The sequence below is a fragment of the Amycolatopsis sp. NPDC031561 genome, from assembly GCF_055580625.1.
The window spans coordinates 95,265-108,363 of record NZ_JBVILA010000011.1; the positions used below are offsets into that span (position 1 = coordinate 95,265).

The 13,099-nt window shown below is 69.9% G+C and carries 11 protein-coding genes; 7 read left to right on the top strand and 4 right to left on the bottom strand.

Annotated elements, in window-relative coordinates:
• The first annotated feature begins 81 nt into the window (after positions 1-81).
• From ACZ5IK_RS22665 to ACZ5IK_RS22680, 4 genes are all read left to right on the top strand, one after another.
• Positions 82-1,065, top strand: a complete 984-nt coding sequence (locus ACZ5IK_RS22665) for a TerC/Alx family metal homeostasis membrane protein (RefSeq protein WP_465489458.1) — start codon at positions 82-84, stop codon at positions 1,063-1,065.
• 257 nt (positions 1,066-1,322) lie between these two features.
• Positions 1,323-2,546, top strand: coding sequence for a PP2C family protein-serine/threonine phosphatase (locus tag ACZ5IK_RS22670; protein ID WP_465489459.1), 1,224 nt, complete (start codon positions 1,323-1,325; stop codon positions 2,544-2,546).
• Positions 2,543-4,081: a sensor histidine kinase gene (locus ACZ5IK_RS22675; protein WP_465489460.1), complete on the top strand. Its 1,539-nt coding sequence runs from the start codon at positions 2,543-2,545 to the stop codon at positions 4,079-4,081. The genes ACZ5IK_RS22670 and ACZ5IK_RS22675 overlap by 4 nt, the downstream gene beginning before the upstream one ends.
• Positions 4,078-4,515 carry a response regulator gene (locus ACZ5IK_RS22680; protein WP_465489461.1) on the top strand — a complete coding sequence of 146 codons (438 nt, stop codon included), beginning with the start codon at positions 4,078-4,080 and terminating at the stop codon, positions 4,513-4,515. The genes ACZ5IK_RS22675 and ACZ5IK_RS22680 overlap by 4 nt, the downstream gene beginning before the upstream one ends.
• 2 nt (positions 4,516-4,517) lie before the next feature.
• Here the strand turns inward: ACZ5IK_RS22680 and ACZ5IK_RS22685 are convergent, their stop codons facing one another.
• Positions 4,518-5,186, bottom strand: a complete 669-nt coding sequence (locus tag ACZ5IK_RS22685; protein WP_465489462.1) for a hypothetical protein — start codon at positions 5,184-5,186, stop codon at positions 4,518-4,520.
• A gap of 316 nt (positions 5,187-5,502) precedes the next feature.
• On the opposite strand from ACZ5IK_RS22685, the gene ACZ5IK_RS22690 reads away from it, so the two are divergent.
• Together ACZ5IK_RS22690 and ACZ5IK_RS22695 are read left to right on the top strand one after the other, a co-directional pair.
• Positions 5,503-6,306, top strand: a complete 804-nt coding sequence (locus ACZ5IK_RS22690; protein WP_465489463.1) for a hypothetical protein — start codon at positions 5,503-5,505, stop codon at positions 6,304-6,306.
• Positions 6,303-7,997 carry a serine/threonine-protein kinase gene (locus ACZ5IK_RS22695; RefSeq protein ID WP_465489464.1) on the top strand — a complete coding sequence of 565 codons (1,695 nt, stop codon included), beginning with the start codon at positions 6,303-6,305 and terminating at the stop codon, positions 7,995-7,997. The genes ACZ5IK_RS22690 and ACZ5IK_RS22695 overlap by 4 nt, the downstream gene beginning before the upstream one ends.
• A 47-nt stretch (positions 7,998-8,044) precedes the next feature.
• On the opposite strand, the gene ACZ5IK_RS22700 is transcribed toward ACZ5IK_RS22695, so the two are convergent.
• Positions 8,045-8,881 carry a DUF2382 domain-containing protein gene (locus ACZ5IK_RS22700; protein WP_465489465.1) on the bottom strand — a complete coding sequence of 279 codons (837 nt, stop codon included), beginning with the start codon at positions 8,879-8,881 and terminating at the stop codon, positions 8,045-8,047.
• 385 nt (positions 8,882-9,266) lie between these two features.
• Between ACZ5IK_RS22700 and ACZ5IK_RS22705 the strand changes: the two genes are divergently transcribed.
• Positions 9,267-10,868 carry an ABC-F family ATP-binding cassette domain-containing protein gene (locus tag ACZ5IK_RS22705; RefSeq protein ID WP_465489466.1) on the top strand — a complete coding sequence of 534 codons (1,602 nt, stop codon included), beginning with the start codon at positions 9,267-9,269 and terminating at the stop codon, positions 10,866-10,868.
• 4 nt (positions 10,869-10,872) lie between these two features.
• Here the strand turns inward: ACZ5IK_RS22705 and ACZ5IK_RS22710 are convergent, their stop codons facing one another.
• The gene (locus tag ACZ5IK_RS22710; protein WP_465489467.1) at positions 10,873-11,697 is read right to left on the bottom strand and encodes a class I SAM-dependent methyltransferase; all 825 of its coding nucleotides are present in this window, start codon (positions 11,695-11,697) and stop codon (positions 10,873-10,875) included.
• A 112-nt stretch (positions 11,698-11,809) separates the two neighbouring features.
• Positions 11,810-12,823, bottom strand: a complete 1,014-nt coding sequence (locus ACZ5IK_RS22715) for a YdcF family protein (protein WP_465489468.1) — start codon at positions 12,821-12,823, stop codon at positions 11,810-11,812.
• Between the last annotated feature and the right edge of the window lie 276 nt (positions 12,824-13,099).

Here is a 13,099-nt window from a genome sequence, read left to right on the forward strand (position 1 = left end):
GTACGGACACTCCACTGGTGTCCCCGGGAGGCCGCCCAGCCGGGCGAAGGAGACCTCGAACTTCGAGTTCGAGGAGGCTCCATGCCCGAGTCCGTGGCAACCGTGGGATCGCCGGGGTTGTGGGCGATCAGCATCGCCGTCCTGCTGGCACTGCTCGTCGCCGACTTCGCCGTTACCCGCCGTCCGCACGAGGTGTCGATGCGGGAGGCAGCCGGCTGGTCGGCCTTCTACCTCGCGCTCCCGGTGGTGTTCGGGTTCTGGCTGTGGCTGGAGTTCGGCGGCGACCAGGCGATCGAGTTCATGACCGGCTTCGTGGTCGAGAAGTCCCTGTCGGTCGACAACCTGTTCGTCTTCATGCTGTTGCTCGCCGCCTTCGCGGTCCCGCCGATGGTCCAGCAGCGCGTGTTGCTGTACGGCATCGTGGGCGCGCTGGTGCTCCGCGGCGTGTTCATCGCGGCCGGGGCCGCGATGCTGTCGGCGGGCACCTGGGCGTTCCTCGTCTTCGGCCTGATCCTGTTCGCGTCGGCGATCAAGATCCTGCGTGAAGCCCTTTCGAAGGGCGAGAGCGAGATGGACCTCTCGCAGTTGCGGTCGGTCCGGTTGCTGCGCAGGCTGATGCCGGTCACCGACGACTACTGCGGCACCCGGCTGACCGTGCGCGAACACGGGCGCCGCGCGCTCACCCCGCTGGCGGTCGTGGTCGTCGCGGTCTTCGCCACCGACGTGGTGTTCGCGGTCGATTCGGTGCCCGCCGTCTACGGCATCACCGAGGATCCGTACCTGGTGTTCGCCACCAACGCCTTCGCCCTGCTGGGCCTGCGCGCCCTCTACTTCGTGCTTCATTCGGCACTGGCGAAGCTGGTCCACCTGAACCACGGCCTCGCGATCATCCTCGCCTTCATCGGCGTCAAGCTGGTCCTGCACTGGGCACACGGGATCTGGCCCGCCGTGCCGCAGGTCCCGACGCCGGTCTCGCTCGGGGTGATCATCGCCGTCCTCGTCACGGTTTCGTTCACCAGCCTGTACTCGCGCCGCCGCGAGACCGCCCGGACGGCGAAGGAGTGAGCGATGATCACCGGACTCGTCGTCGGCTTCCTGATCGACCTGGTGGTCGCCGCGCTCTTCCTCGCCGCGCTGGTCCTGGTCTGCGCGGCGATGCGGCCGCCTCGTCCGCCACGCGGTCCCTGAGCGGGTCGGCTGCTGGCGTGTCGGGTGTCCCGAACCGGCGGTAGGTCCGGTACGGCCGGTACGCTCCCCGTGGTTGAGAAGACAGCCGTCTTCTGTTCGCGCGCCGGAAATCCGGTGAGGAAAGGTGGCTGTCCGTGTCCAACGCCGTGCGTCACGGCGAGCAGTCCCCACCTCGTAGACCTTCGCCGCAGCTGGACCGTTTGCACGTCCTGCTCGTCGAGGACGACGACGGCGACGCGCTCCTGGTCGAAGAGATGCTCGCGGACGCGGCCGAGAGTCTCGAGCGGGTCGTGCTCGACAGGGCGACCACGCTCGAGCAGGTTCTCGCGCGGCCGATCACGGCCGACTGCGTGCTCCTGGATCTCCAGCTGCCGGACGCGACCGGGCTCACCGGCCTGACCCGGCTGCGGCAGCACGCGCCGTCGACGGCGGTGATCGTCCTGACCGGCCGCGAGGACGAGGCGCTCGGGGTGTCCGCGCTGGGTGCCGGCGCGCAGGATTACCTGGTCAAGCAGCACGTCGACGCGCAACTGCTGGCGCGGACCCTGCGCTACTCGTGGGAACGCAGCCGTGCCGAACGCATCGAGCAGCAACTGCTGCAGCATCAGCTCCTGGCCAGGGAGAACGCGCGGCTCGAACGCGGCCTGCTGCCGACGCCGCTGGTGACCGACCCCCGGCTCGGTCTCGCGGTGCGGTACCGGCCCGGCCGGAACGGGGCACTGCTGGGCGGCGACTTCTACGACGCCGTCGAACTCCCCGACGGCACCTTGCAACTGGTCATCGGGGACGTGTGCGGGCACGGTCCGGACGAGGCTGCGCTCGGCGTCGCGTTGCGGATCGCGTGGCGCTCGGTCGTGCTCGCCGGGCTGCCCATGGCGGAAACGCTGGCGATGGTGGAAAAGATGCTGCAGCACGAGGCATTGGGACCGCTGTTCGCCACCGTCTGCATGATCACGGTCGCCCCGGACCGCCGGTCCCTGCGCATGACGCTGGCCGGGCATCCGCAACCGCTGCTGGTCGACGATTCGGGCGGCAGACTGCTGTCCAGGGAAGCGCTCGGCCCGCCGCTGGGCGTGGCGCCGGGCATCGGATGGCGGGAGCTGACAGTGCCGATGGGGCCGCGATGGTCACTGCTGCTCTACACCGACGGCCTGTTCGAAGGGCGCGTCGAGGGCAGCGGGGAACGGGTCGGGCTCGAACGGATGGCCGAGGCCGCGCTGAGCAGCCTCGACGCCGCGGGCGGTTCGGACCGGGCGCTGGACCACCTGATCAGCGAGATGGACGTCCTGCACGGCGGACCGCTGGACGACGACGTCGCGCTGGCCTTGCTCACGTTCGACGCCGAGGAGTCACGATGAAGCGCGATTCGCCCGACGGCGTCTGGTCGATCAGGCGCTGGGCGGCGCTGTCCGGGGTGATCGCTTCGTTGCTGATCGGCGGCGCGATCGTGGCGGGGTCGGTGGCGCTGGCCAACCTCACCGATTCGCGTGCCCGGCTGCTGGACGTGACCGGTCCGCAGGTCTTGCAGTCCACCGCCCTTTCGACGGCGATGCTGAACCAGGAGACCGGTGTCCGCGGCTACATCCTGGCCGGGCGCGCCGAGTTCCTCGAGCCCTACCGTGACGGACTCAAGGCGCAGGACACCGCGGTCGCCGAACTGCGGCGGCTCGGCGCCACTCCCGGCACGACCATCGGCGACGACCTGGACCAGGTGCTGCAAGCCTCTTCGACCTGGCGCCGGACGGTCATCGAGCCGGTGCTCGCCGGCGCGCCCGCCACCGGAGCACAGGTGGAGGCGAGCAAACCCCTGTTCGACGGCGTCCGCGGTGCCCTGACCGTGTTGCAGAGCCGCCTGGAAGGGGAACGGCTGGACGCGCGGAACGACCTGTCGTCCGCGGCCGACGTGCTGCGCGTGATGCTCATCGTCATCGCGGTCCTGTTGTGCGCGGTACTGGCCCTGGTGTTCTTCCTCCTGCACCGCAAGCTGATCAGCCCGATCCGTCAGCTGGCCGGAGAGGTGCGCGACGTCGCCACGGCCGACATCCACCGCGAGGTCCGCGGTTCGGGGCCCAAGGAGATGCGCGAACTGGCGTCCGATGTGGAATCGCTGCGTTCACGGATCCTCGCCGAGGTCACACATCTGGAGCGCGCGCAGGAAACGATCGCCGACCGGACCCGAGAGCTGGAGCGGTCGAACTCGGATCTGGAGCAGTTCGCCTACGTCGCCTCGCACGACCTGCAGGAGCCGCTGCGCAAGGTGGCCAGCTTCTGCCAGCTGCTCCAGAAGCGGTACCAGGGGAAACTGGACGAACGCGGTGACCAGTACATCGGATTCGCCGTCGACGGCGCGAAGCGGATGCAAGCGCTGATCAACGATCTGCTCGCGTTCTCCCGGGTCGGGCGCCGTCCGGGGGAGAGCGTCCCGCTGGAGTCCGGGAGCCTGCTGGACGCCGCGCTCGGCAATCTCGAAGACGCCATCACCGAGTCCGGCGCCACGATCACCCGTGGCGAACTTCCCGTCGTACGGGGGGAGAAGTCCCTCCTGACGGCGGTCCTGCAGAACCTGGTCGGCAACGCCGTCAAGTTCCGGGGTGAGGACCCGCCGGAGATCGAGGTCGCCGCGGAACTCGACGGCAAGGACTGGCGATTCTCCGTCACCGACAACGGAATCGGCATCAGTGACGAGTACGCCGAGCGGATCTTCGTGATCTTCCAGCGCCTCCACGGCCGTGGTGACTACCCCGGCACCGGGATCGGCCTGGCGCTGAGCCGCAAGATCGTCGAACACCACGGCGGGACGATCTGGCTGGACACCACCGTCACGGCCGGGACCCGCTTCTGCTTCACCCTCCCCGCAGAACAGAGCCCCAGCGAAGGAAACGGACAAGCATGACCGAGTCCATGGAACCGATCCACATCCTGCTCGTCGAGGACGACCCCGGCGACGTCCTCATGACGCAGGAGGCGTTCGAGCACCACAAGATCCGCAACACCCTTTCGGTCGTCCCCGACGGCGAGCAGGCCCTGCAGTTCCTGCGCCGTGAAGCGCCGTACGAGGACGCGGAGCGCCCGGGGCTGATCCTGCTCGACCTGAACCTGCCCCGCAAAGACGGCCGCGAGGTGCTCAGCGAGGTCAAGGCGTCCCCGGAACTGCGCAGCATCCCCGTCGTCGTGCTCACCACGTCCGAAGCCGAAGAGGACATCCTCCGCAGCTACGACCTGCACGCCAACGCCTACGTCACCAAACCGGTCGACTTCGAACGGTTCATCGACGTGGTGCGGCAGATCGACAACTTCTTCGTCACCGTGGTGAAGCTTCCGCGCTGACCTCAGGGGAAGCGCAGCACGGTGATCCCGGCCAGCACGAAGAACACCAGCACCACCAGGGTGCTGCTCTGGCCACCGGACGAACTGGTCACGACCTGGTCGACGGCGCCGGTCAACCGCACGCCGCAGTCCGCGACGACGGTGTGCCTGCCCGCCTCGATCCGGGTGAACTCGACGGCCGCGGTGAAGGCCCCGGTGCCGTCGGCGTAGGTGCTGCCGACGCGGTCGCCGTTCGACGTCAGGGTGACGGCCTCGCCCGGCAGGCAGCCCTTGCCGGTCGCGGACAGTCTGTCGCCGGGCTGCACACTCGGCCGGTCGAGGACGAGGTCGTTCGGCCCCGGCGGGGTGCTGCTCGACGAGGGGACGTCCGTCGGCGGCGGGGGAGTGTCCGTTGTGGACGGTGGCGTCGCCGTGGTGGTTGTGGTGGGCGGGGTCGTCGTGGTGACCGGGGTGGTCGGTGTGGTGGTGGTCCCCGGCCTGGTCGGGGTGGTGACCGGGACGGTCGGCTTCGTGGTCGGCGGCACCTTCGTCGTCGGCGGCGCGGTGGTCGCGGTCCCCGTGACGCGGAAGGCCGCGCTGCCGGTCAGCGGTCCGCCGGTCCGCGCGTTGGTGCAGTTGCCCGTGACGGTGTAGCCACCCGGTGTCGCGTTGCCCGGAACCGTCGCCCCCACCTGTCCACTGGGCGCGCTGACCGAGGTGATGGCCGCTCCGGACCACGTGAAGGAAATCGGTCCTTTACACGGGGAGAAAGTCCAGGAAATGGTAAAAGAACTCCCGGCGGGACCGCTCGAAGGTTTCAAACCAACTGTCGACTGATAAGGGGACTGTTGCGCGTTTCCCGCTCCCACCAGGGAAAGCAGGAACAACAACCCGGTCACGGTGCCGAATATCAGGCGAACCACGATACGCATTGGGACGTCCCTCTCCGGTAAGTACTCGCTGTAGCATTCCGGACCAGTCGGATAACGCAAACAGGGGATACGCAAAATGGGACGTGTCATCGCGGCAGGGGTTGCGTTGGGTCTGTTCGTGGTCCTCCTGGGCTCACCACCGGCCACTGCGGACAGTGGCGGCGGGACGGACGGTGGCGGGCTCGAACTGGCGGTCGCCCTCGACGACCGGCCGATCACCAACGCCACGGTCACCGTCGATCCGGCCAAGCAGATCGAGCTCACCGTCACCGCGACCAACAGTGGCGGGACCGCGGTCAAGGTTCGCAGCGTGCGGGTGTCCGGCGTCGCGCTCGCCCTGACGTTCTTCGCCTACGACACCACGGCCCCGTTCGAGGTTCCCGCGCACAGCCGGGTCACCAGGACCTTCGTGCTGGACATGGCCGACCTCTCCGGCCAGGCGATCGGGCTGCTCCCGTCGACGGTCGAACTGCTCGACGCCCAGCGAAGCACTCTCGGCGAGGCCGAGACGGTCGCCGACATCCGCGGATCGTTCTGGTCGGTCTACGGTGCCTTCGGTCTCGCGATGCTGGTGCTCACCGTGCTGGCGTGGCTGACCGCCCTGCTCGCGCTCGCCCGCCATCGCCTGCCAGCCAACCGCTGGCGCCGCGGTCTGCGCTTCCTGCCCGCCGGATTCGGCACCGGGCTCGTCGCGGTCGTCACGCTGTCCGTGCTGCGGCTCGTCGCGCCGGAGCCGGCGATCGAGATCCCGGTGGTCCTCGGCGCCGCCGTCATCGCGTTCCTGCTCGGCTATCTGACGCCGCATCCGGCGCCGGCGCCCGCCGACGACGACGACGAAACGGTCCGCTTTCCCGACGGCACCAAGGAATTCAACCGATGAGCGCACCCTCCGAGGTCGTCGCCGCGCTGCCGCAGTACGAGATCGGGGCCGCGATCGGCCAGGGCGGGATGGGGGTCGTCTTCGCGGGCGTCCACCGCTCACTGCGCCGCGACGTCGCCATCAAACAGCTGCCGTGGGACGTGCTGAACCACGCCGTCAGCAGCGAGCTCTTCGACCGCGAAGCCCGGGTGCTGGCCAGCCTCGACCACCCGCACATCGTGCCCGTCTACGACTACGTGCGCACCGGCCGCGAGCATTTGATGGTGATGGAACGCCTCGACGGCGGCACGGTGCACAGCCGGTTCCAGGCCGGGGGAGTCGGCGCGGAGCAGGCCTGCGCGATCGGGCTGGCGACGCTCGCCGGACTCCACGCCGCGCATGAAGCGGGCGTGCTGCATCTGGACGTCAAGCCGAAGAACCTGCTCTTCACCACGCAAGGCGTGATGAAGGTGGCCGACTTCGGCATCGCGAAGGTGATCAGCGAGGGCGCCACCCTCGTCACGCACGGCGGCGAGGTCCTCGGCACGCCCGCCTACATCGCGCCGGAGCAGGCGATGGGCAACGCGCTGAGCCCGGCCGCCGACGTCTACTCGGCGGGCACGGTGCTCTACGAACTGCTGTCCGGGAAACTGCCGTTCGACAACACCCGGGGCGCGATCAGCATGATGCGCCAGCACATGTTCACCGACCCGCGCCCGATCGAGGGCGTGCCCGCGCCGATCGCCGCGGTCGTCATGCGCAGCCTCGCGCGCGAACCGGACTCCCGCTACCGCGACGCGGAAACCTTCGCGGCGGACCTCGCCTCGGCAGCCACCGCCGTCTACGGTCCGGGCTGGCTGGAACGTTCCCGGGTGCCCGTCCGTCACCTCACCCCGCGGGTGCTTTCCGCGCTCAGCACACCGGTCGCCGTGCCGGTTCCGGCGGGGGACGGCCCGACGAGACCGGTCCGCCGTCCCGTCCAGGACCCGACCCTGTCCGCGACCCGGGCGGCGTTCGAGCCCGAGTCTCCGCCTACTGAGCGGTCGAGTCCGGTGCTCTGGTTCCGGCTCGCCGCGGCGGCCGCCGCCATCGCGCTCGTGGTGCTCGCGCTGCTCAACCCGGAACGGCAGCCCCACGAGTCGTCGCTCTTGGCTGTCGACCTCACGGTCGTTTCGTCGTCGCCGGAAGTGGACCTCAGCAAGACGTTCAAGCTGACAGGTAAGGGGACTCCGGGGCAGGTGAGCCTGGACCTGACTGCCGCGGGGATCCCCCTGGGTTCCGCCACGGCGATACCGAAGGTCGAAGGCGGCTACTACAGCGCCGAGCTCCAGTTCCCCGGGATCACCCGGTGGATCGTGGGTGGTGCCGTCACCGCGACGGTGACGGCCGACGGCGTCACCGAGACGTTCACCTTGCTCACCCACCAGTATCCGCTCGCGAGCGCGCTCGGCGCGGGCAGCCTCATCCTGGCGCTGTTCGCCTTGGCGTACCTGGAATCCGGGCTGAGGACGCTCCGGAACGGCCATCGCTGGCGGGGCGCGCTCGTCGGTGGAGCGGTACTCGGCCTGCTGTTCGGCGCGGCGACGTGGCTGTGCGTCTCGGTGCTGCGGGTGCGCGAACCCGCGTTGCCGTTCGGTGTCGGCTGCGCGATCGCGGGGGCGGTGGCGACGGGCTTCGTCGTCGCGGCCGCCCGTGCCCGGCGTCCGCGCTGAGCCCCAGGGGGTGGCCCGGTTTTCCCGGGCCACCCCCTGTTCCGGGATCAGGACTTGCGGTGCTTGCCGTCGTCGTCCGTGACCTCGAACTGCTCCTTGCGGACCTTGCCCGACACCGTCTGCTCCTCGGTGACCGTCTCGGTCTTGAGCCTCGCCCGCTCGACCGGGACGGTTTCCTTGCTCACCACCGGTTTCTCGGCGTGCAGGATGACTTCCTGCTCGTCCTCGGCGATCTCGGCGCGCTCGCCGCGCGCGTTCGTGATCGGTTCCCGTTCGATGCGCACCTCTTCGTGGCTGACCGGAACGGTGATCTGCTGCTCCTCGGTGACGACGTACTTGCGCAGCCGGACGTGGCCGGTCTCGACCTGCTCGGTGCCGACGTTCAGCCGCTCCTCGGACCGCGTCATGGTGTGCTCGGCGTCCCGGTTCTTCTTCCCGGCGTCCGCGTCCATCCCGGACTTGCCGCGACCGGTGCCGCCCATGGCGCCCTTCCCGGCGCCCGCGGTGTCCATGCCGGGACGGCCCCGGCCCTGTGCCGTGTCGTCCATCCGGCCGTCCGGCGACGTCCGCGGCATCGGCAGCCCGTAGTGCTTGTACAGCTGCGCGCTCTCCTCCATGGACAGGTGGCCGTCGGCGTCGATGCGGGGCGCGTCGGAGACGGCCTCCTTGTCGACGCGGACGTGCACGCCGTCCTTGTCGGCATGCGCGCCCGAGAGCGGGACGAAACTCTCCTTGGTGCCGAACAGGCCCGTTTTGACCGTGATCCACTCCGGCTGGTGTGTCGCGTCGGCCAGGTAGACGTTGCCGACCTTTCCGAGCTTGTTGCCCGTCGGATCGACCACGGCACTGTCGATGAGTTCCTGCGGCTGCATGGTCTTCGCCATCGGTCCTGCTCCTCTCGAAAGATCTTGCTGAGGAGCCCACCGTCAGCCGGGCCGGTGATCACGGCAACCGTCGTGGTGTTCCTGTGGGTGACCCCGGAAAGTGGGGGTTTGAAGCCGCGCTCGCGGGCTATGACCGGCGTGTCGTCGCTGGTGGAAGCGGGTGCCCGCGGGGTGACCGGCGGGTCCGGGGTTGGCGCGAAGGTGTGGATCTCCTCACGGCGCCCGCCGAAAACCGGATGCGCGGGTCTCCGTGCCTGACCTACCCTCGTGATCGTGATGCAGCAACTGCTGTTCCTCTGAGGAACGACGCCTCCACCGGTACCGCGAGCCGCGGTACCGGAGTTCGTTCTTCCTGCTCATCACTTTCGCTGGAGGCAGTTCCTTCATGTCATCCCCTCTTTCTCCCGCGCCCTCGCGCGCCGCGCACGTCCGCCTGTCCGGTGTCCACCTCTCCTTCGGGGGACGGCCCGTGCTTTCCGGGGTCGACCTCGCCGCCGCCGCCGGCGAGCGGGTCGCCATCGTCGGTGAGAACGGCCGCGGCAAGACCACCCTCCTCCGGGTCCTCGCCGGTGCTCTGCCCGCCGACCGCGGCGAGGTGCACCGCGCGGGTTCGGCCGGTGTCGCCGACCAGCAGATCCCGCTCGGCGCGACCGACACCGTCGGCGCGCTGATCGACCTCGAACTGGCGACCGTCCGCACCGCGCTGGCCCGCCTGGAGGCCGCCACCGGCGCGCTCGCCGATGGCCGTCCCGGCGCGGACGACGTCTTCGCCGCCGCTCTCGCGGAGGCCGAAGCCCTCGACGCGTGGGACGCCGACAGGCGTGTCGAAATGTCGCTGGCGGCCTTGAACGCCGTCGACGACCGTGACCGTCCACTCGGGACACTGTCGGTCGGGCAGCGCCACCGGGTGCGGCTGGCCTGCCTGCTCGGGGCCGGGCATCCCGTGCTGCTGCTCGACGAGCCGACGAACCACCTCGACGCCGCCGGTCTCGATCACCTCACCGAGCGTTTGCGCGCGTACCCGGGGGTGGTCGTCCTGGTCAGCCACGACCGGGCGTTGCTCGCGGACGTGGCCACCACGGTGATCGACCTCGATCCGTCGAGCGACGACCGGCCGCGGGTCTACGGCGGTGGCTACGCCGCCTACGTCGAGGCTCGCCGGGCGGAACGCGCTCGCTGGGAGTCTTCGCACGCCGAACAGATCGCCGAGCGGCAGCGGCTGGCCGACGACCTGTCCGCGGCGAGGAACCGGCTGCGCGACAACTGGCGGCCGCCCAAGGGCACCGGCAGGCATGTGCGCGCCACCCGGGCACCAGGACTGGTCCGTGCGGTGCACCGGCGGCAGGAGGAACTGGCCGAACACGTGGTGGCGATTCCGCCGCCACCGGCCAGGTTCGCCATGCCCGAGCTGCCGTCGCGTCGCGGCGCGATCCTGCTCGGCGCCGCCGGGGTGACGGTGGCCGGGCGGCTCGCGCGTCCGGTCGACCTGGTGCTGGAAAGCGGCGACCGGCTGGTGGTCACCGGTCCCAACGGCGCGGGCAAGTCGACGCTCCTGGCCGTACTGGCCGGGGATCTGGAGCCGGGGACGGGCACGGTCACCCGCTCCCGGTCGGCACGGATCGGGCGGCTGGGGCAGGAGTCCGAGCTACCGGGCAGGCGTACGGCGATGGAGCTGTACGACGAACAGCTCGCCAGGGCCGGCGACCCGGGGCCAGGGCTGGGTGAGCTGGGCCTGCTCACCGGCTACGACCGGCACCGGCCGGTCGCCGAACTGTCCGTCGGCGCCCGGCGGCGGCTGGATCTGGCACTCGTGCTGGCCCGCCGTCCACACGTGGTGCTGCTGGACGAGCCGACCAATCATCTGTCCGCCATCCTCGTCGACGAGCTGACCGCCGCGCTCGGGGCCACTCCGGCCGCGGTGGTGATCGCCACGCACGACAGGCAGTTGTCGCGGGACACCGAGTCCTGGCCGAGGCTCGCTTTGTGAGCCGTCAACCGCGGTGGGCGATGGTGTAGCGCACGGTCTGCGCCAGCACCACGCTCCCGTCGAGCTCGCGTAGCGGTTCGAGCTCGGCGAGCACGGCCTGGCGCACGGCGTCGAGGCGGTCTTCCGGGATCAGCTCCCAGAACATCCGCTGGCCGTGCGACCAGGACCAGGTGATCCAGTGCCCGGGGTCGGCGAACTTCACCGGATAGACGCGTTCCACGGACGTGACACCGGTGAAGCCAGCCGACTCCACGGCCTGGCCGAAACTCTCGACGGTGGCGAACAAACCGGCCCGGACGGCCATGGTCCACGCGAGCTCCGGCGGCACGAACGGTTTGAACACCTCGCGCACGGACGCCCACCGGGGATCGTCGGAGCCGAACGTGGTCACGCCCAGCCGGCCGCCCGGCGCGAGCAGGCGATGCCACGATCGCAGGCCGGCGACGGGATCCGGCAGGAAGAACAGCACGAACGACGCGAGGACCACGTCGAAGGCGGCGTCGTCGAGCGTCGGTTCTTGGGCGTCCATAAGGGAAACCGAAGCGTTGGCGAGGCCGCGGTCTTCGATGTCCTTCGCGGTGCGCTCGATCATCGCCGAGGAGAGGTCGATCCCCAGCACCGATCCGCCCGCGCCGACCTGCCCGGCCGCGGGGAACAGCACCGCGCCCCGTCCGCAGCCGACGTCCAGCACCCGCTCACCGGGGACGAGCCCGGCACGATCGAGCAGTTCCCGGGCGAAGGCGCTGAAGAAGTCGACGCCGAGTGCGTCGTAGGTCTTCGCCGTCCGGTCGAACAGCAGCGCCATCGCCTGGCGGGTGTAAGCGCTCATGCGCAGGACGATGGCCCGGCGAAATGGTGTTGTCAAAGGAAGAGCCGGGATTTGTCACGGCGCTCCGGGCGGTGGTGAGGCGAATTCGTTCCGGGGTATCAGTTCTCCGGCCTCAGTAGAAGGCGCGCGACACCTGGGAGAGCACGATGAGTCCGCAGATGACCAGATTCTTGATCTTGTGATCCACGAGAATGGCCACGAATTCGCGGATGGTGGCGCTCGGCCAGAAGTACCAGGCCGTCGGCGCCCCGATGACCTGGCCGTTCACCTTGGCGCGGCGCGCGATGAGGGCGGCGCGGAGCACGTGGAAGTTGTTCGTGACCACGGTGCACCGGTAGTCCGCCTTCCGCTCCCTCATGACTTCGGCGCTGAAGGTGAGATTCTCGAACGTCGTGCGCGACTGGTCCTCCCGGAGGATCCGCTCCCGCGGCACCCCGGCCTCGACCAGGTACTCGGCCATGGCGTGGGATTCCGGCAGGTCCTCGTCGGGCCCTTGCCCGCCCGAGGTGACCACCATCGGCTCCCGCCCACGGCGGGCCTCGGAGTCCACGACGCGTTTGGCCCGCTTCAGGCGGCTGGCCAGCAGCGGCGGCACCTGGTGACCGTCCAGCAGCCCCGACCCCAGCACCACGACGAAGTCCACGCCTTTCTCGGTGCGGATGCGGCCGTAGACGATCGAGTACAGGAGGAAACAGACGAAGAGGAACGAAACGTAGACGACGATCCCGTTGAGGCTGCCGCGGAGGATGTCCAGCGGCTCCCAGGCCAGTTGCGTGACCGTCGCGTTGAACACGACCAGCGCGCAGATGCCGATCCCCGTCAGCAGCGACAGCACGTTGGCCAGCCTGCGCCCCTCGCGGCGGAGCATGGTGATCCCGTTGCAGATCAGGAAGACCGTCAACGCGAGGACCGTCGGGATGATCAGCAGGATCACGCCCACCGCGACGAAGCCCGCCGCTTCGGGCGACACCGAGGCGAGGAGCGCGATGAGGGTGATGCCGAGGAACAGGAGCGCGAAGAAGAGGTAGAAGCCGTTCCGCAGCCGTCGCCGGTCGCGAAGGAAGCTCACCAGGAACGCCGCGCAGCACAGGGCCGCGATGGCGAAGGGGATTGCGGCGGCCCTCACGAGTTCTCCAGCCTTGGGACGATGCGGGCACTCGAGTGTCGGTACGCGGTGCGGCGGCATTGAATCACACTGGCGCGGTACCGATGGCGCCGCCGGTCGGCGTGTCGCCTTTCCTTACCCGGCAGTGGGAATCCGGCGCGAGGAAGCGGGGGCGCGAATTGACGTGCGCCGGCTCACCCCTCTCACGACTGCCCAGGGCCGTGGGGGGGGGGGGGGGGGGGGGGGGGGGGGGGGGGGGGGGGGGGGGGGGGGGGCGAGGGGGGGGGGGGGGGGGAG

Bases quoted from the DNA above. Each gene is read 5' to 3' on its own strand.
- ACZ5IK_RS22665 (WP_465489458.1), top strand. From the start codon at position 82: ATGCCCGAGTCCGTGGCAACCGTGGGATCGCCGGGGTTGTGGGCGATC.
- ACZ5IK_RS22675 (WP_465489460.1), top strand. From the start codon at position 2,543: ATGAAGCGCGATTCGCCCGACGGCGTCTGGTCGATCAGGCGCTGGGCG.
- ACZ5IK_RS22705 (WP_465489466.1), top strand. From the start codon at position 9,267: ATGTCATCCCCTCTTTCTCCCGCGCCCTCGCGCGCCGCGCACGTCCGC.
- ACZ5IK_RS22680 (WP_465489461.1), top strand. From the start codon at position 4,078: ATGACCGAGTCCATGGAACCGATCCACATCCTGCTCGTCGAGGACGAC.
- ACZ5IK_RS22695 (WP_465489464.1), top strand. From the start codon at position 6,303: ATGAGCGCACCCTCCGAGGTCGTCGCCGCGCTGCCGCAGTACGAGATC.
- ACZ5IK_RS22700 (WP_465489465.1), bottom strand. From the start codon at position 8,881: ATGGCGAAGACCATGCAGCCGCAGGAACTCATCGACAGTGCCGTGGTC.
- ACZ5IK_RS22710 (WP_465489467.1), bottom strand. From the start codon at position 11,697: ATGAGCGCTTACACCCGCCAGGCGATGGCGCTGCTGTTCGACCGGACG.
- ACZ5IK_RS22690 (WP_465489463.1), top strand. From the start codon at position 5,503: ATGGGACGTGTCATCGCGGCAGGGGTTGCGTTGGGTCTGTTCGTGGTC.